The 17,114-nt window shown below is 71.1% G+C and carries 15 protein-coding genes; 7 read left to right on the top strand and 8 right to left on the bottom strand.

All coding sequences use genetic code 11. The features are described 5' to 3' along the window. Nucleotides 1-14: 14 nt before the first annotated feature. The gene (locus M2283_RS06135) at nt 15-908 is read right to left on the bottom strand and encodes a GNAT family N-acetyltransferase (protein ID WP_280875007.1); all 894 of its coding nucleotides are present in this window, start codon (nt 906-908) and stop codon (nt 15-17) included. A 168-nt stretch (nt 909-1,076) separates the two neighbouring features. Here M2283_RS06135 and M2283_RS06130 point away from each other — a divergent pair, with 168 nt between their 5' ends. Further along, nucleotides 1,077-2,189 carry a PP2C family protein-serine/threonine phosphatase gene (locus M2283_RS06130; protein ID WP_432423031.1) on the top strand — a complete coding sequence of 371 codons (1,113 nt, stop codon included), beginning with the start codon at nt 1,077-1,079 and terminating at the stop codon, nt 2,187-2,189. Here the strand turns inward: M2283_RS06130 and M2283_RS06125 are convergent. Then, on the bottom strand, nt 2,161-4,422 hold the full coding sequence (locus M2283_RS06125) for an MMPL family transporter (protein ID WP_280875006.1): 2,262 nt from the start codon (nt 4,420-4,422) through the stop codon (nt 2,161-2,163). The two genes, M2283_RS06130 and M2283_RS06125, sit on opposite strands and share 29 nt — an antisense overlap. 198 nt (nt 4,423-4,620) lie before the next feature. On the opposite strand from M2283_RS06125, the gene M2283_RS06120 reads away from it, so the two are divergent. Beyond that, nucleotides 4,621-4,827 carry a hypothetical protein gene (locus M2283_RS06120; protein WP_280875004.1) on the top strand — a complete coding sequence of 69 codons (207 nt, stop codon included), beginning with the start codon at nt 4,621-4,623 and terminating at the stop codon, nt 4,825-4,827. On the opposite strand, the gene M2283_RS06115 is transcribed toward M2283_RS06120, so the two are convergent. Beyond that, nucleotides 4,816-5,979: a sulfite oxidase gene (locus tag M2283_RS06115; RefSeq protein ID WP_280875003.1), complete on the bottom strand. Its 1,164-nt coding sequence runs from the start codon at nt 5,977-5,979 to the stop codon at nt 4,816-4,818. The two genes, M2283_RS06120 and M2283_RS06115, sit on opposite strands and share 12 nt — an antisense overlap. Before the next feature lie 198 nt (nt 5,980-6,177). Between M2283_RS06115 and sthA the strand changes: the two genes are divergently transcribed. The 3 genes from sthA to M2283_RS06100 all read left to right on the top strand — a co-directional run bounded on the left by sthA (nt 6,178) and on the right by M2283_RS06100 (nt 10,327). Next, complete coding sequence (sthA, locus tag M2283_RS06110; RefSeq protein ID WP_280875002.1) at nt 6,178-7,581, top strand: Si-specific NAD(P)(+) transhydrogenase; 1,404 nt, start codon at nt 6,178-6,180, stop codon at nt 7,579-7,581. 299 nt (nt 7,582-7,880) lie between these two features. Further along, nucleotides 7,881-9,353, top strand: a complete 1,473-nt coding sequence (locus M2283_RS06105; RefSeq protein ID WP_280875001.1) for an APC family permease — start codon at nt 7,881-7,883, stop codon at nt 9,351-9,353. An 11-nt stretch (nt 9,354-9,364) separates the two neighbouring features. Next, nucleotides 9,365-10,327 (top strand): hypothetical protein, encoded by a 963-nt coding sequence (locus M2283_RS06100; protein WP_280874999.1) that lies wholly within the window; start codon nt 9,365-9,367, stop codon nt 10,325-10,327. Nucleotides 10,328-10,349: 22 nt separating this feature from the next. Here M2283_RS06100 and M2283_RS06095 read toward each other — a convergent pair whose 3' ends face one another. From M2283_RS06095 to M2283_RS06085, 3 genes are all read right to left on the bottom strand, one after another. Then, the gene (locus M2283_RS06095; RefSeq protein ID WP_280874998.1) at nt 10,350-11,510 is read right to left on the bottom strand and encodes a HoxN/HupN/NixA family nickel/cobalt transporter; all 1,161 of its coding nucleotides are present in this window, start codon (nt 11,508-11,510) and stop codon (nt 10,350-10,352) included. 133 nt (nt 11,511-11,643) lie between these two features. Beyond that, a complete protein-coding gene (gene prcB / locus M2283_RS06090) occupies nt 11,644-12,498 on the bottom strand; it encodes a proteasome subunit beta (protein WP_280874997.1) in 855 nt (284 codons plus the stop codon). A 72-nt stretch (nt 12,499-12,570) separates the two neighbouring features. Beyond that, nucleotides 12,571-13,515 carry a lysylphosphatidylglycerol synthase transmembrane domain-containing protein gene (locus M2283_RS06085; protein WP_280874996.1) on the bottom strand — a complete coding sequence of 315 codons (945 nt, stop codon included), beginning with the start codon at nt 13,513-13,515 and terminating at the stop codon, nt 12,571-12,573. Nucleotides 13,516-13,705: 190 nt separating this feature from the next. On the opposite strand from M2283_RS06085, the gene M2283_RS06080 reads away from it, so the two are divergent. Then, nucleotides 13,706-14,089, top strand: a complete 384-nt coding sequence (locus tag M2283_RS06080; RefSeq protein ID WP_280874995.1) for a BlaI/MecI/CopY family transcriptional regulator — start codon at nt 13,706-13,708, stop codon at nt 14,087-14,089. Nucleotides 14,090-14,096: 7 nt separating this feature from the next. Here M2283_RS06080 and M2283_RS06075 read toward each other — a convergent pair whose 3' ends face one another. Next, a complete protein-coding gene (locus M2283_RS06075) occupies nt 14,097-14,492 on the bottom strand; it encodes a YybH family protein (protein ID WP_280874994.1) in 396 nt (131 codons plus the stop codon). Nucleotides 14,493-14,587: 95 nt separating this feature from the next. Here M2283_RS06075 and M2283_RS06070 point away from each other — a divergent pair, with 95 nt between their 5' ends. Then, on the top strand, nt 14,588-15,268 hold the full coding sequence (locus tag M2283_RS06070; protein WP_280874993.1) for a nucleoside/nucleotide kinase family protein: 681 nt from the start codon (nt 14,588-14,590) through the stop codon (nt 15,266-15,268). Between the two features lie 6 nt (nt 15,269-15,274). On the opposite strand, the gene M2283_RS06065 is transcribed toward M2283_RS06070, so the two are convergent. Further along, complete coding sequence (locus M2283_RS06065) at nt 15,275-17,104, bottom strand: hypothetical protein (RefSeq protein ID WP_280874991.1); 1,830 nt, start codon at nt 17,102-17,104, stop codon at nt 15,275-15,277. Nucleotides 17,105-17,114 lie beyond the last annotated feature (10 nt).

Genomic DNA, 17,114 nt, shown 5'->3' with positions numbered 1-17,114 from the left:
CCCGTCTCCTCCAACTACCCCCGCGTCACCTCGAAGTTGATGCGCTCCCGTACGACCGGATACCCGGCCTTCGCGAAGTTCGCCGCCATCGGGAAGTTCCCGCGGTCCGTCGCCGCCGAGACGAACTCCGCGCCCTGGTCGACCAGGAAGTGGGTGCACTCGGCCAGCAGGTCGTAGGCGTAGCCGTTGCCGCGCTGGTCCGGCAGTACGCCGATGAAGCCGACGCACGGGCCGGACGGGTTGTGGGCCGGGATGTGGATGCCGGCCAGGTCGCCCTGCTCGGTGTGTGCCAGTTGCCACCAATCCCGGGGCGACGGGCACCAGTTGAAGAAGTCGAGTTCCGACTGGGCGGCCTGGTCGAGGCCGCCTTCCTCGATGTCCCGGAGGGCGTGCGCGTCGAGGGTGGCGGAGTGGATGCGGCGTACCGCGTCGAAGAACACGGAGTCGTCCGGTTCGGCACGGAAGGTCAGCCGTCCGGGGCGCTCGGGGAGACCGTCCTGCGGGGTCCAGCGGTACAGGTAACGCTCGACGAGGAGTTCGTAGCCGGCCGCTCGTGCGGCGGTGAAGCGGGCCTCGGCGGCGGCGTGTTGCGTCGGGTCCTCGCGCCAGGTGGCGGGCAGGGTCAGTTCGAGTCCGACCTGCCAGGGAGCCGTGCGGAGCAGTTCGGCGCCGGCCTCCTCCTCACCCTCGGCCACGTCGAACCAGTTGACGTTGAGGGGCTCGGCGTCGTCGGGACCGCCCCACCAGGCGGCGCGCGCGACGACGACGCCGTCCCGCAGGGCGACCCGCTTCCAGTCGGGGCGGTGCGTGGTCCGCCGGTGGGCCGCACGGTTGTCCAGCGGGTCGGGCAGGGTGTCGAAGAGTGGGGCGTCGCGCTCGTCGAGCGCGCGGATGACCAGATCGGTCATGGATTCCTCCCGGATACGTACTGCGTGGAGCGCTCCCGGGTCGGACTCAGCCGAAGCACGCCGGGGCAACGGGAAGGGAGCGCTGGATGGTGGTGATCTGCACGGCACTCGCCTCCTTCCGTCGATCTCCTGGCGTGGTGGTCACACGCTAAGGAACCGATCGCGGACATGTCCACCTCTTTTCAGAGGTTCTCCATTCGCAGATCCACTTTTCACAGGTTCTCTTTTCGCGGGTCGGCGTGCGGCAGACGCCCCGCAGTAGGAGCGTGGGGGTGTGGGAAAGGTGCGTGCGCGGCCACGCTGGTGAACGGCCATGCCCTCGACATCGGCTTCCCGCTCGGCGCGATCCCCCCGCCGGCCGTCCTGTCGTACGGTCCGCTCGCGACGGCGGTGCTCGGTCTCGTGGTGGTCGCCGTCCTCACCGTCCCGGCCTTCCACTTCGACCACCCCGGCGAGACCGACCTGCTGACCATCTGTTTCGTCTCCGCGCTGAGCGTCTTCGTGTCGTACGTACGCAGTCGCCGCGACGCCCGGCCGGACCTCGAACGCACGGTCGCCGAGGCAGCGCAGCGCGCCGTCGTGCCGCCGGTGCCGGAGCGGGTCGGCCGCGTCCGCTGCACGGGCCCGTACCGGGCCGCGGAACGCGGCACCCTGGTGGGCGGCGACTTCTTCGACGTACGCGAAGGGCCGCACGGCGTACGGGCGGTCATGGGCGACGTACGCGGGCACGGTCTGTCGGCGATCTCGACCGTCGCCTCCCTGCTGGGGGCCTTCCGGGAGGCGGCCCTTGACCGGCCGGACCTGGAGTCGGTCGCCGCCCGGCTGGACCGGCGGCTGGTGGTGGACTCGGCGTCGGCCCAGTACTCCGAGCTGTTCGCGACCGCCGTACTGCTGGAGTTCTCGCCCGACGCGTGCGAGGTGCGCATCGTGTCCTGCGGGCATCCGGCGCCCGTGCTGCTGCACGGCCGCAAGGCCACCGAGATCGACCTCGCGCCGTGGACGCCGCTCGGTCTCGGTCTGTCCGACGGCACTCCGTCGGACGGGATCACCCTCAGCCTGGACCCCGGCGACAGCCTCATCCTGGCCTCCGACGGCGTCAGCGAGACCAGGGACACCTCCGGCGCCTTCTATCCCCTGGCCGCCCGCCTCGCCGCCCTCGCCGACGAGGACCCGACCGCGCTGGCCGACCGGGTGCGGACGGATCTCGTACGGTACGCACCGGCCGTGCTCGACGACGTGACGATTCTGGTGCTCACGCCCGGGTCACCGGACGGTCGCTGACCTGCGGCTCGGCGCTCTGCTCGTGATCGCCCTCGGCGTCGATGTGCGGCAGCATCCGGTCCAGCCACCGGGGTGTCCACCAGGCGTGCCGGCCCAGCAGGGTCATCACGGCCGGGACCATGAGCAGCCGGACGACCGTGGCGTCGATGAGCACGCTGACGGCCAGGCCAAGACCGAGCATCTTGACGACGATGTTGTCGCTGACGATGAACGCGGCGAACACGCTCACCATGATCAGTGCCGCGCAGGTGATGACCCGCGCGGTGATCTCCAGCGCGTGCGCGACGGAGGCCTTGGCGTCTCCGGTGCGCAGCCATGACTCGTGGACGCGGGAGAGCAGGAAGATCTCGTAGTCCATGCTCAGTCCGAAGATGATCGCGAACATCATCATCGGGACGTAGCTCTCGATGGGCACCTTGCCCGAGACGCCGAGCGCGGGGCCGCCCCAGCCCCACTGGAAGACGGCCACGACGACGCCGTACGAGGCGGCGATGGACAGCACGTTGAGGACGGCCGCCTTGAGCGCGACGAGCAGGCCGCGGAAGACGGCGAGGATGATCAGGAACGCCAGGGCGACCACCACGCCGATGATCAGCGGCAGCCGGCTCGCGACGATGTCGCGGAAGTCGACCTGGGCCGCCGTCGTGCCGGTGACGTATCCCTTGGCGTCCGTGCCGGAGACCGCGTCGGGGAGGGTGTTGTCGACCAGACGGTTCGTCAGGTCCGTGGTGGAGGCGCTCTGCGGGGACTGTTTCGAATAGACCGTGCCGATCAGGACTTCCCCGTCCTTGGTGGCGGTGAGCGGGGTGACCGTGGCGGCGCCGGGCACGCCGTTCAGGGTCTTCTGCGCCTGGGAGGAGAGGTCCGAGCGCTGGGACGACGGTACAGAGGTCTGGTCGATGACGACGGTGAGGGGGCCGTTGGAGCCGGGGCCGAACGCGTCGGTCATCAGGTCGTACGCCCGCCGGTCCGTGAAGGAGGTGGGGTCAGCGCCGTCGCCGATGTGGCCGAGCTGGATCGAGAACACCGGGATGGCGAGGACGACCACGGCGGCGACGCCTGCGGCCAGGAACTGCCAGGGCCGCCGCTCCACGCGCTGCGCGTACCGGTGCCAGGTGCCCTGCGGTTCGGTCCCGGCCGCGGCGTCGGTCTCGGCGACCGGGCGGCGTATCCGGTAGCGGTCGATGCGCTTGCCGATCAGGCCCAGCAGGGCCGGGACCAGGGTCAGCGCGCCGATGACCGCCGAGACGACCGTGACGGCCGCCGCGAGGCCGAGTTTCCCGATGAAGCTGACTCCGGACGCGGACAGCCCCGCGAGGGCGATGATCACCGTGCAGCCGGAGACGAGCACGGCACGTCCGCTGGTGGCGGTGGCGTGGCCGGCCGAGCGCACCGGGTCGGCGCCGTCGATGAGACTCTGCCGGTGACGGGTGATCAGGAAGAGGGCGTAGTCGATGCCGACGCCCAGTCCGATCATCGTGGCCAGGGTCGGCGAGACGGTGGCGAAGGTGAACGCGGCGGCCAGCAGACCGAGACAGGCGAGCCCGCCGATCGCGCTGATCAGCGCCGTCAGCAGCGGGATGCCGGCGGCGATCACGCTGCCGAAGCCGACCAGCAGGACGACGATCGCGACGGCGAAGCCGATCAGCTCGCTGACCCGGTCGTCGGCGACCGGCCGCGCCAGCTCGCCGAGCGGCCCGCCGTACTCGACCTGCGCCCCCGCCGCCCGCAACGGCTGTACGGCGTGGTCGACCCCGTGCAGATAGTCGTCGCCCAGGGTGGAGGGCTGTACGTCGAAGCGGACGGTGACGTAGGCGGTCCTGCCGTCGGTGGAGACCGGTCCGACCTTCGAGGACTGGGCGGAGAGCGGATTCTGGACGGACAGGACGTGCGGGAGTTTCTGCAGGTCGCCGAGCGTGGTGGACAGCTGGGAGTTCAGCGCGGTCAGGGACTGCTTGCCGTCGTGCAGGACGATCTGGCTGCTGTAGCCGCCGGCCGCGGGGTCGTGCTTCTTCAGAACGTCCAGACCGTCTTGGGACTGCACTCCGGACAGGGAGAAGTTGTCGGAGTAGTCCCCGCCGAAGGAGCGGTTCACGAACTGCAGCGCCACCAGGGCGACCAGCCAGGCCACGATGACGATCACGAAGTGGCGGGCGCACCATTCGCCCAGCCGTCGCAGTACCCCTCCGGTGGCGTGTCCCCCTCCCGCTTCGGTGTCCGCGGTGGGTGTCATGGCCTCGGTCTTCCCTGTCGGCCGATCCGCTCGTCATCATCAATTAGACGCCCGCCCGGTCGCGGCGGCATCCCGGGCCGGGTGCCTCTCCCGGGGCTCGGGATGCAGGGCGCGCCATGGCGTTGAATGGTGAGAGCGGACCCGATGGGACAGCACCGGGGCCGAAGCCGCGATCCGGATCGCCGAGGAGCACACACCATGTCGACGTCACAGCCCGACCCGTCCGAGTCGTCCGAGGACCGCGTCACCCCGGACGACCAGTTGCACACCCGCACCGGCACCGAGGTGTCGCCGGAGGACCTCGTTCTCGCCGCCGGCAAGGACCTCACCCCGCACACCCTCGAATGGGCCCGGCAGAAGCTGGCGGCTGAGGGCCCGTCGGCCCTGGAGAAGCTACTGCCGTGAGGCGTACGCCGGTTGTCCGGCCGGGTCGGTCCCGTCGCCCTCCAGACACAGCACCGGTACGCGCTGGACGAGGTTGACGGCGAAGCCGCCGCGGTTCCAGGGCTGGTCCAGCGGCTGGGTGTGGCCTTCGGAGTCGGTCGCCCGCGCGCTCAGCACATGCTCGCCGGGGCTCGCGTCCCAGGTGAGGTGCCAGCGCCGCCAGGCCCAGCGCCGCCCGTCGGCGGGCTCCAACTCGGCCCGCCGCCAGGTGTGTCCGGCGTCCGTGCTGACCTCGACGCCGGTCACCGGTGCCCGCCCCGACCAGGCGCGGCCCTCCAACGGCACCTGCCCCGGACGCACCACCCGGGCCCGCGACATGAAGTCCGGGAACCCCGGCGGGACCAACAGCGCGCGGGGGTCGATCCGGGTGACCGGCTCGCCCTCGTCGCCGGCATCTTGGCGCAGCCGGTAGGCGACCGTCTGCTGGAATCCGGTGAACGGCACGTCGGTGACGGCGACTTCGCGCAGCCACTTCACATGGGCCATGCCGTACCAGCCGGGCACGATCAGCCGCAGCGGGTGACCGTGCTGCGGGGGCAGCGGTCCGCCGTTCATCGCGTACGCGACCAGCACCTCAGGCTCGGTGCCGGTGGCGACGTCGACCGGCAGGGACCGCTGGTAGTCCTGTTCGACCCCGCGCTCCACGCCGTGGTCCGCGCCGGTGAACACGACGTCGACGGCGTCGGGTTCCACGCCGGCCTCGGCCAGCAGCAGCCTGAGCGGCACGCCCGTCCACTCGGCGGTGCCGACCGCCTCGACGAGCCAGGGCTGGCTGACCGGGCGGGGCGTCAGCAGGGCCCGGCCGTTGCCCGCGCACTCCAGTGTCACGCGCGTGGTGACCTCGGGGAAGGCACGCAGAGCGGCCAGGTCCAGCTCCAGCGGACGGCGGACGCGGCCCCCGACGATCAGGTGCCAGGGCTGGTCCTCGGCGACGTAGGGGATGTCGTAGTGGGTCAGTACGTAGTGCAGGCCCGGCGGGGTGACGTCGTAGCGCAGCGCCTCCAGCGGCAGACCGTGGTTGCGGGTGGCGAGCGCCAGTTCGTCCCGGCCGATGCCCTCGTCGGGGGCGGCCAGCCGGGCGGGTGCGCTCGCGTCGACGAGTCGATGGCCCATGTCCGCATTATCACCCCTTGTCGCCCTGTGGAGCCGGTCGTGGACGAAGGAACGGTCATGGGGCTGTCGTGGGGCTGTCGTGGGGCTGTCGTGGGCGGGAACCTCTCGTCGCTTTCGGGGACTTCGGACGGTCTCCGGACCGGGCCACTGTCCGTCCACCCTTTCGAAGAGGGCCTTCGGACTGACAGACTCGGGTAGGTGCGCGACTTCGACATGCTCGTCATCGGATCAGGACCGGGTGGCCAGAAGGCCGCCATCGCCGCGGCCAAGCTCGGCCGCCGGGTCGCCGTCATCGATCGCCCCGACATGGTCGGCGGGGTCTCCATCCACACCGGCACGATTCCCTCCAAGACCCTGCGCGAGGCGGTGCTGTACCTGACCGGTCTCACCCAGCGCGACCTCTACGGGCAGAACTACCGGCTCAAGGAGGACATCACCATCGCCGACCTCACCACGCGCACCCAGCACGTGGTCAGCCGCGAGGTCGAGGTCATCCGCAACCAGCTCTCCCGCAACCACGTGGCGCTCTACGCCGGCACCGGCCACTTCGTCGACCCCCACACCGTCGCCCTGAGCGAAATCAACGGCCAGGAACGGCTGTTGAGCGCGGACAACATCGTGATCGCCACCGGCACCCGGCCGGCCCGCCCGGACAGCGTCGAGTTCGACGGGCGCACCATCATGGACTCCGACAACGTCCTGGCCGTGGAACGCGTCCCGCGCTCCATGGTCATCGTCGGTGCCGGTGTGATCGGCATGGAGTACGCCTCGATGTTCGCGGCGCTCGGCAGCAAGGTGACGGTGGTCGAGAAGCGCGCCGGGATGCTCGACATGTGCGACGTCGAGGTCATCGAGTCGCTCAAGTACCACCTGCGGGACCTCGCCGTGACCTTCCGGTTCGGCGAGACCGTCGCCGCCGTGGAGCGGCATGCGCGGGGCACGCTGACCGTCCTGGAGAGCGGCAAGAGGATCCCGGCCGACACGGTGATGTACTCGGCGGGCCGGCAGGGTCTCACCGACGACCTCGACCTGGTCAAGGCGGGCCTGTCCGCGGACAAGCGCGGCCGGATCACCGTCGACGAGCACTACCGCACCGAGGTGCCGCACATCTACGCCGTCGGCGACGTCATCGGCTTCCCCGCGCTGGCCGCCACGTCGATGGAACAGGGCCGGGCGGCGGCCTACCACGCCTGCTCGGAACCGGTCGGGCAGATGCAGAACCTCCAGCCGATCGGCATCTACACCATCCCCGAGATCAGCTTCGTGGGCCGTACCGAAGACCAACTCACCGACGAGTGCGTGCCGTTCGAGGTCGGCATCTCCCGCTACCGCGAACTGGCCCGCGGCCAGATCATCGGCGACTCGCACGGCATGCTGAAGCTGCTCGTCTCCCCCGTGGACCGCACCCTGCTCGGGGTGCACTGCTTCGGCACCGGCGCCACCGAGCTGATCCACATCGGCCAGGCCGTGATGGGCTGCGGCGGCACGGTCGACTACCTGGTCGACGCGGTCTTCAACTACCCGACGCTGGCGGAGTCCTACAAGGTCGCGGCCCTCGACGCGACGAACAAACTCCGGCAGATCGATCACATCGGCGACTGACGCGCCCGGGGGCAGGCCGTCTTCGGTCCGCCCCCGCGCATCTACCCGCGTTGCTTTTCCGCGCTGCGCCCGGTTACCGCTCGGTCGATCCTGAACGCCCGACGCGTAGGGCTATCATCGCTCGCACACACGGTGTGACCACCCTGCGACGCAACCGCCGAGCGGTATCCGCCACCCCACTTCACCGCCCCTGCCCCGAGGCCAACCCTCGCCGGTACGGGGCGGTTTCACCCCCCACCTCCGCTACGCCGTCGGGGCCGGTCGACCTCGCGTCGTGCAAGACGGAAAGCAGCGCAACGATGAACAACAACAGGGGCAGAGGGCTTCAGCCCAATGCCCTCGGTACGTTCGACACCGTGGTGATGGCCATCGCGGGCAGCGCTCCGGCGTACTCCGTCGCCGCGACCACCGCGGTTCTCGTCGGCGCGGTCGGTCTGGCCAGTCCGGCCGCGCTGCTGTACTGCGCCTTACCGATGATGGGCATCGCCCTGGCGTTCAGCTATCTCAGCCGTATCGACGTGAACGCGGGGGCCAGTTACTCCTGGGTGGGACGCACGCTGCACCCCTTTCTCGGTTTCATCAGCGGCTGGGCGCTGGTCGTCTCGGCGACCATCTTCATGGTGGCCGGTTCACTGCCCGCCGGTTCGATGACGCTCGCCCTGTTCGACCAGGGGCTCGCCGACGACACCGCGCTGTCCACGGTGGTCGGGGCGGCCTGGTTCGTCGCCATGCTGCTGGTGGTGCTGGGCGGCGCCCGCCTCACCGTCCGCGCGCAGTTGGCCATGTCCGGTGTCGAACTCGCCGTACTGGCGCTGTTCGCCGTACTCGCCCTCTTCCACACCGGCAACGCCCGCGCCTTCGACTGGTCCTGGCTCGGGTTCGGCCACTTCGACGGAATGGCCGGCTTCGCCTCGGGCGCGCTGGTCGCCGCCTTCTACTACTGGGGCTGGGACGTCACCAGCAACCTCAGCGAGGAGACCCGTAACAGCCGTCGTACGACGGGACTCGCGGGGCTGATCGGGCTGGGCATCGTCTTCCTGCTGTTCGAGGTGTTCACCATCGCGGTGAACGTCATCCTGTCCTCGAAGCAGATCGACGACAACGACGCGAACGTGCTGGGCGTGCTCGGCCAGGAGGTCTGGCCGGGCGTCGGCGGCAAGCTGCTCGTCGTGGCCGTGATGCTGTCGACCATCGCCACGCTGGAGACGACGCTCATCCAGGTCACGCGCTCGCTGTTCGCGATGGGCCGCGACCGCACGATGCCGTCCGCCCTGGGCCGGGTGCACCCCCGGTGGAACACCCCGTGGGTGGCCATCGCCGTGGTCGGTGGGGTGGCGCTCGCGATGTTCATCGCCGCCAACGCCCTCGGCTCGGTGGGTGACATCCTCTCCGACGCGATCTCGGCGATCGGTCTGCAGATCGCCGTCTACTACGGTCTCGCCGGGCTCGCGGCGGTCGTCGCCTACCGCAAGACGCTGCTGAGATCGGCGGGCGACTTCGTACTCGGCGGGGTGTGGCCGCTGTTCGGCGCCCTGTTCATGTTCTGGATCTTCTTCGAGTCGCTGGGCGAGCTGGACACCGCGGCCGTCGCGATCGGCATCGGCGGCCTGGCCGTCGGCCTGGTTCCGATGCTCTGGTACTGGAGACAGGGCAGCGACTACTACCGGCCCGCCCGGCTCGACGCCACACACACCATCGAGGCCGAGTACGTGCCCGTCGGCACCGCCCCGTTGGGCACCCGTGTCCACGAGGGTCTCTCCACGGACTTCTGAGGAGAACCCCGATGGCGCGAAACCGATTCGCCCCCGACTTCGATCCCGACTGCGGGGACACGTCCCTCAGTTCCGCCCGCCACGACATCGTCATCGGCCGCTGGCAGGGCGTGCGGGACCTGATGCGCGTCACCGGCGCGGACTGGCTCGCCCGGGGCCACCGGGTGCGGACGCTCGCGCAGGCCTGCACGGGCAGTTCGACGGCGGAGTCCTGGCTGGCCGCCGAACCGTACAGCGCGGACGCCCTGTTGCTGCGGGCCGCGACGGAGACCGCCCGGGCGTTCAACCTGGCCATCACCGCCGGGCGGGGCGTGCCGATCGACCAGGACCGCGTCGACGCGGCGGTGACGGCGTGTCTCCAGGCGGCCGAGGCGTACCTGGACGATCCGACGCCGTGGATCTCCCTCATCTCCGTGTCCCGGCTCTACTCGGCGGGGGTCCGCCGGCAGGAACTGGCGCGCTGGTGGGACGAGTTGCACCAGCGCGACCCGTACAGCGTCGAGGGCCACCTGCAGATACTCCACTACTACTCGGCCCGCTGGCACGGCACGCACGGCCTCATGTACGACTTCGCCCGCGACGCGGCCGGAGTGGCACCGCCGGGCTGCGGTCTGCCGGTGCTGGTGCAGTACGCGCGCGTGGAGGAGTACCGCTACGCCCTCGACACGGCCCAGGGCAACCGGGCCTCGGTGGGCCTGGGGCAGCACTGGGACAACGACGGCGCGGTGAACGACGTACGCCGCACCTGGCAGCGCTGGATCATGGGCCGCCAGGAGGACGAGGACATCGAGCCCGGCGAGCTGCGCGACCTCAACTACCTGGCACACGGCGCCTGCAACGCCGGCATCGAGGACATCGCCGTCGCGCTGCTGCGCATGGGGGGGCCGCGGGCGACCCGAACTCCCTGGTCCTACACGGGAGATCCGGAGCACCAGCTCGTCAAGTGGCGCAAGGAGCTGCGACTGCGCTCGTGAGCCGGGGTAGCCGAAGGTCTCGCTACTCGGCGGACTGCTCCGCGGGCCTGGCCAGACCCGCGGACCACTTCTCCTCGATGCGGCCGAACTTCCACACCAGCAGGGCGAGGACCCAGGTGGCGAAGAACAGGCCGACGATCACGAAGCCGATGATGTTCAGGTCGAGGCCGGCGACCCAGTCCCAGAAGAAGCCGTGCAGATCGAGCTTCTCGGCGAGCAGGCCGAGGAGTTCGACGGTACCGATGACGAGGGCTACGGCGACCGAGAGGCCGGTGATGGTGAGGTTGTAGTAGACCTTGCGGACCGGTTTGGAGAAGGCCCAGTCGTAGGCGAAGTTCATGAACGAGCCGTCGATGGTGTCGAGCAGCGACATGCCGGCCGCGAACAGCACCGGCAGGCACAGGATCGCGTACCAGGGCAGTCCGGAGGCGGCGCCCGAGCCGGCCAGCACGAGCAGGGCGATCTCGGTGGCGGTGTCGAAGCCGAGGCCGAACAGCAGGCCCAGCGGGTACATCTGCCACGGCTTGGTGATCGACTTCATCACGCGGCCGAGCAGCCGGTTCATGAACCCGCGGTTGTTCAGCTGCTCTTCGAGGGCGGCCTCGTCGAAGTGGCCCGAGCGCATCCGGCGGAAGACCTTCCAGATGCCGGCCAGGATGACGAGGTTGATGGCGGCGATGACGTAGAGGAAGACACCGGAGACGGTCGTGCCGATCAGGCCGGTGACGTCGTGGAGTTGCGAGTTGTCGTCGCGGACCGGGCCGGCTACGGCCTTCACGCCCAGGGAGAGCAGGAAGGCCAGCGCGAAGACCACGCTCGAGTGGCCGAGCGAGAACCAGAAGCCCACCGACAGCGGCCGTTGGCCCTCGCCCATCAGCTTGCGGGTCGTGTTGTCGATCGCGGCGATGTGGTCGGCGTCGAAGGCGTGCCGCATGCCGAGCGTGTACGCGGTCACGCCGATCCCGATGCCGAAGGACTTGGTGCCGATGCTGTAGTGCTCGGGGGCGACGATCGCGATCAGCGTGAACCAGCCGATGACGTGCAGCGCCAGCACGAAGGCGGCCATCCCGCCGACCCTGATCCACTCCTGCCGCGTCATGGAGCCACGGACGCGGTGCCAGGCCGAGCGCTTGGCCTCGGCCGGGGCGGGGAGGGGCGGAGCGGAACCAGGGGCGGCCGTCATCGGGAGGGTCTTTCCGTCGGTGGAACACGAACGGCCGCACAAGGCAGCCTTGTGCCATGCTCCCGTACTTGCAACTCATGTGCAGTAAAGGCCGAGGCAGGCCTTTCCCATGCGCGGGAAAAGTGGGGGCTGCTCAGGCCACCGCGTTCGGTCCGTCCGGGCGGCTGCGCCGCTGGTCGACCATCTCGCGGCTGAGCTGCTCCGTCTCCGTCTCGGGCAGCCGCTCGAAGCCGCCCTCGGTGATCACCGACACCAGCGGGAAGATCCGCCGGTTGATGTCCGGGCCGCCGGTCGCGGAGTCGTCGTCCGCGGCGTCGTACAGCGCCTGGAGCGCGGCCAGGGCCGCCTCGCGCCGGGACATCTGCGGGTGGAACAGCTTCTTCAGCGCCCCCCTGGCGTACGGCGAGCCGGAGCCCTCGGCGTGGAAGTCGGACTTCTCGTAGGGGCCGCCGGTGACGTCGAAGCTGAAGATGCGGCCCCGCCCGCCCGCGGCCGCCGAGCCGTCGTAGCCGACCAGGAGCGGTACGACGGCGAGGCCCTGCATGGCCTGGCCGAGGTTCTGCCGGATCATGCCGGCGAGCCGGGTCGCCTTCGCGTTGAGGGTCATGGGGATGCCCTCGATCTTCTCGAAGTGCGTGAGTTCGACCTGGTAGAGCTTGATCATGTCGAGGGCGAGTCCGACGGTCCCGGCGAAGGCGACGGCCGTGTGGTCGTCGGCGGGGTGCACCTTCTCCAGGTCGCGCTGCGCGATGAGGTTGCCCATCGTGGCCCTGCGGTCGCCGGCGATCATCACGCCGTCGCGGTAGGCGAGGGCCAGCACCGTGGTGCCGTGCGGGAACCGGCCGGGCGCGGCCCGCACGCCGGGCGGCAGCTGCGGGCTCATGGGCAGCAGCTGGGGGCGGTGCGTGGCCAGGAACTCGGCGAAGGACGAGGTCCCGGGGATGAAGAACTCCTCCCCTAAACGGCCTTCGGACTCGCTGCCTGTCATCCAACTCCCCCTCCGCGCCGGGCCGATGACGAATTCCTACCTGAAGCAGGCCGACGCAAAACGCGGACCCGCTCACAGCGCCTTGCGACGGACGAGAACCCCGAGCACCGCGAGTCCCGGCAGCAGCGGCAGCCACACGGTCAGCAGCCGGTAGCCGAGCACGACGGAGGCCGCCGCGGCGACCGGCGCCCCGGTCGTCGTGAGCGCGAAGGCCAGGGCCGCGTCGAGCGAGCCGAGCCCGCCGGGGGTGGGCAGCAGCGCCGCCGCACTGCTGGCGGCGAGATAGAGCAGCGCCACCCGGGCCGGGGCCAGGGGCAGTTCCACGGCCTGTGTGACCGCGATCAGGACCAGGGAGTGCAGCGCGGCGAAGGCCAGCGAACCGCCCCACAGGGCCGCGGCCCGGTGCGGCTGCGCGTGCACGGCCCGGATGTCCGCGATCACCGCCGTAAGGGCCTTGCGGCAGCGCGGCCACAGCGGGCAGCCGACCAGGACGACCACCGCCGCGGCCAGGGCGGGGACGACGGCCACGAGCCAGCCGGGGACGGGCGGCAGCCGCAGGACTCCGGGGCAGGCCAGGGCGAGTACGGCGATCAGGGCGCAGCGGACGGCGGCGGACGCGGACGTCTTGACGGCCAGGGCGGTGGCGGAGCGGCCGGCGGGCAGGCCGCAGCGCATGAGGAAGCGCAGGTTCACCGCGCCGGCGCCGAGTCCCGCGGGCAGCAGGTGGTTGGCGGCGGTGGCGGCGAACTGCGCGGCCACCAGCCGGCCTCCAGGCAGCCGCTCCCGCACCGCGCCCTGCTGGGCGAGGGCCGCACACCCCCAGGTCGCCGCGGCGGCGCCGGCCCCGACCAGCAGCCACCCCTCGTCGGCGACGGCCAGCCGACCCGCTCCGGTGACGACGGCGCGCCAGTGCGGCAGGGCCAGACAGGTGGCGCACACCAGCAGCGCGAGGGCGAGAACCGACTGCCAGTACACGCGTCGGCGGGTGGGTGCGGCGAGCGCCGGCGGCGATGTCATGCGGTGCTTCCCCTCCCCCTCGTGGCCGGTGCGCCGGCAGGGCGGGCGGACGCCGAGCCGGTGTTCGTCGGCCGCCGCACGGACTCCGGCGACTACGAAAAACAGGGACAAATTACCCCGCTCCCGGCGAGGCCGCCGAGCGCGGTACCGCCGGGCGGATGACCTCCCTACGCGCTGTAACGTTGCCCCCATGGCTGGCAGCGCGCCTCAGGGGCGAACGGAACGGCGCGGCTCCGGCGAGCTGGAGAGCGAGATCCTCGCCGCGCTCTGGGCGACCGAGCGGGCGTTGACGCCCGCGGACATCCAGGCCGAGATCGGCGGCGGGCTCGCCTACAACACCGTGCACACCATCCTCAAACGCCTCTACGACAAGGGACTCGTGCTCCGGGACGCCGACGGGCGGCGCGGCGCCTACCGGCCGTTGAAGAACGCGGCGGAGCTGACCGCCGAGGCCATGCACAAGGCCCTCGACCGCGGCCCGGACCCGATCGCGACACTGCGACAGTTCGTGACCCGGCTCGACGCCGAACAGGAGAAGGCCCTGCGCGCACTCCTCGACGATCGAGCGGCATGAAGGCCGGTCAGTCGTGCGGGAACGAGTGGTGCTCGTGGGCGACCACCCAGCGGCCGTCGTCCTTGCGCAGGCCCAGGGTGAGCCGCAGCCGCATCGTGGGGTGGTGCGCGAGTTCGTCGGGGGTGCCGCAGCGCAGCAGGGCATGGGCGTAGGCGACGTCGGTGTCCGCGGTGACGTCGAGGGTGTCGATCTCGAAGCAGGCACCCTGCGCCTGCCAGGCGAAGAACGGCGGCCAGGCCGCGCTGTAGGCGGCGAGCCCGCGCAGCCCTTCGTACGGCGGTGGCACGTCGTACATGACGAGGTCCTCCGCGTGATCGGCCAGTACGCCGGCCAGGTCGCCGCGGTGGACCGCGTCGGCCCACCGGATGACCAGGGCACGGATCCGCGCCACGTCGTCGGGCATGGCGGGCGCTCCTTTCCTCTACGGGGGCGACTCCCCTGGCGGGGGCTCGTCACTCCCCGAGCTCTTCGATCTCTTCGAGTGTCACACTCGGCCCTGTGCCGCTGACTTTCGACGACCTCCTCATCCGCGCCCGCGCCCTGCTCCCAGGCAACCGACCCCGCGCGCTCCTCGGCATCGCGGGCAGTCCGGGTTCCGGCAAGACGACGCTGGCCGAGCGTCTGGTACGAGAGCTGAACGGCGCCGGCGAGCCCTGGGCCGCGCACGTCCCGATGGACGGCTTCCATCTCGCGGACGTCGAGCTGGACCGGCTCGGCCGCCGGGGCCGCAAGGGTGCCCCCGACACCTTCGACGCGGCGGGGTACGCGGCGCTGCTGCGGCGACTGCGCGAGGAGACGGACGAGATCGTGTACGCGCCCGGCTTCGAGCGGGTGCTGGAGCAGCCGATCGCGGGGGCGATCCCGGTGCCGCCGGGCATCCGGCTGGTCGTGACGGAGGGCAACTACCTGCTGCTGGGCACCGGTTCATGGGCGCGGGTGCGTGCGGCACTGGACGAGGTGTGGTTCTGCGAGATCGACGAGCAGGAGCGGATCCGTCGACTGGTCGCCCGGCACGAGGAGTTCGGCAAGGACCACGCGACGGCGGTGGCCTGGGTGTCGGGCACGGACCAGCGCAACGCCGACCTGGTGGCGACGACCCGGGACCGGGCGGACTTGGTCGTGCCGGTCGGTGCACTGCCCGCGCCGGAGGAGAACTCGGCGGCGCGGGCAGGCGGTTGAGGACGCTCAGGCCCGCAGGGTGAGCTGCGGCTCGGCGTCGGCGTCGCCCGCCGGGTCGCCGATCACCGCGGTGAAGGCCTCGGTGCGGACGGTCAGGCCGTTGTCGCCGAGCTCGAAGGCGGGCGCGAACGGGCCGTCGGCGCCGTAGCGCACCGCGAACACGTGCAGCCCCGACGGCGCTTCGGGAGCCGGTTCCGCTTCCAGCGCGGTGGAGGACACCAGGTGCCGCCACCCCTCGTCCGGGTTCCCGTAGCCGCGCGGGTCCTCGGCCAGTGCGAAGGCCGCCTGCTCCTGGGTCCGCTCCGCGCGGGAGTCGAAGTGGTCGACGCCCTCCGACTCCGGGTGGGTCAGGCGCAGTTCGCCGGCCGACGTCACCTGCGCGTCCACGGTCCTGCGCACCCGGTCGCCGTCGTCCGTGGCGTACGGCAGGCCGGCCAGCAGGTACGGGGTACCGGGCAGGCGTTCCACGGCGACCGTCGTCCACAGGGTCGTGCCGTCGGTGACGTACAGGGAGCGGACGTGGCGCAGGACGTGGTCGCGGCCGACGACCGGCTTGGTGACCAGCTTGGCCGTCAGACCGTCCCCCTTGATGTCACGCACGCGGACCTCGCCCATGGGACGGCACAGCAGGAAGCCGTCGAGGACCGGGCCGAAGCCGTGCTGGCGGTTCACGGCGGCGGGCAGGTAGTACGTGCCGGCCGCCTCGACCAGTGACGGGGTCATTTTGGTGTCGAAGGCCACCGAGACGGTTCCCGCCCGGAGTTGATGCCGGGCGGCCGACGTGGACGGGGCGCGGTGCCAGCACGTGCTGTCCTGGATCTGCCAGACCAGCATCCAGGCGAAGTGCCCGTCGACCCCGCCGTCCGGCTTGACCGCGTGCCTCCCCCAGCGGGTGTCGCCCCGGTAGCGGCCGATGTCCGAGCCGATACGGCTGCCGAAGTAACGCAGGCCGAGCACCGATTCGAAGCCGGAGTGCTGCTCGCTGTAGCGCGGGCCGCCGTTGTCGAAGCCGCCGTTGGTGAGGCGTGCGTCGATGTAGCGGGCGAGCGCGTCGCCGTCCTGCGCGAACATCTCCTCGCCGCTCACCCGGTGGGCCTGGGCGAGGAAGGAGAGGGAGATCGGGCCGTAGTTGTTGTCGTACGCACCGCCGTGCTCGGGCGGCAGCAGGGCGCCCCGGTCGCGTACACGGTGGGCGCGGATCTCGTCCTCGTACACACGCAGTGCCCGGGCGCGCACCGACTCGCCCTCGGTGGGCGGGAGTTGGCGGGCCAGCATCAAGCCGCCGACCACGCAGCCGATGGCCTGGTTGCCGGCCTCCTGCGGGTTGAAGAAGGTCGCCTCGGTCAGCCAGCGCCAGTAGCCCTGGGCCACCGCCAGCAGTTCCGCCCGCTGCTCGTCCTCGATCAGGCCCTCCGCCAGGTCGAGGAGGTTGACGGCCTGGAGCAGCGCCCACACCGTGCTCGGCCAGTCGCCGATGGGGTGCGCGCCGGACTCCAGGACGTAACGGGCGTACGGGAAGCCGGAGTTGCGGACCGTCAGGTTCGGATAGCCGGGGTTGTCCTCCGTGTACACGCGCTCGCGCAGATGGAAGGCGAGGCTGCTGCGCACCGCCTCCGGCAGGCGTGGGTCCTTGCCGCGCTGCCAGGCCAGCGCGAGCAGGGAGGTGATGCCGAGCGAGGTGTCGCCGATGTCGTCGAGCGCGTCGGGGTGTTCGAGGTTGCCCTCCGACGTCAGGCGGGCCAGGGCCTGCTCGGTGACGTCGGCGAGGACGGCGTCGTACGCCTCGGGGGTGTCGGCGAGGTGGTGCAACGGGCCGCGCTGGTGGAGGAGGTGCACGGGTGGATCA

Source organism: Streptomyces pseudovenezuelae (assembly GCF_029892565.1).
GTDB classification, from domain to species: Bacteria; Actinomycetota; Actinomycetes; order Streptomycetales; family Streptomycetaceae; genus Streptomyces; species Streptomyces pseudovenezuelae_A.
The sequence above is the reverse complement of the archived record's forward strand: the minus strand, read 5'-3'. Positions and strand labels throughout refer to the sequence as shown.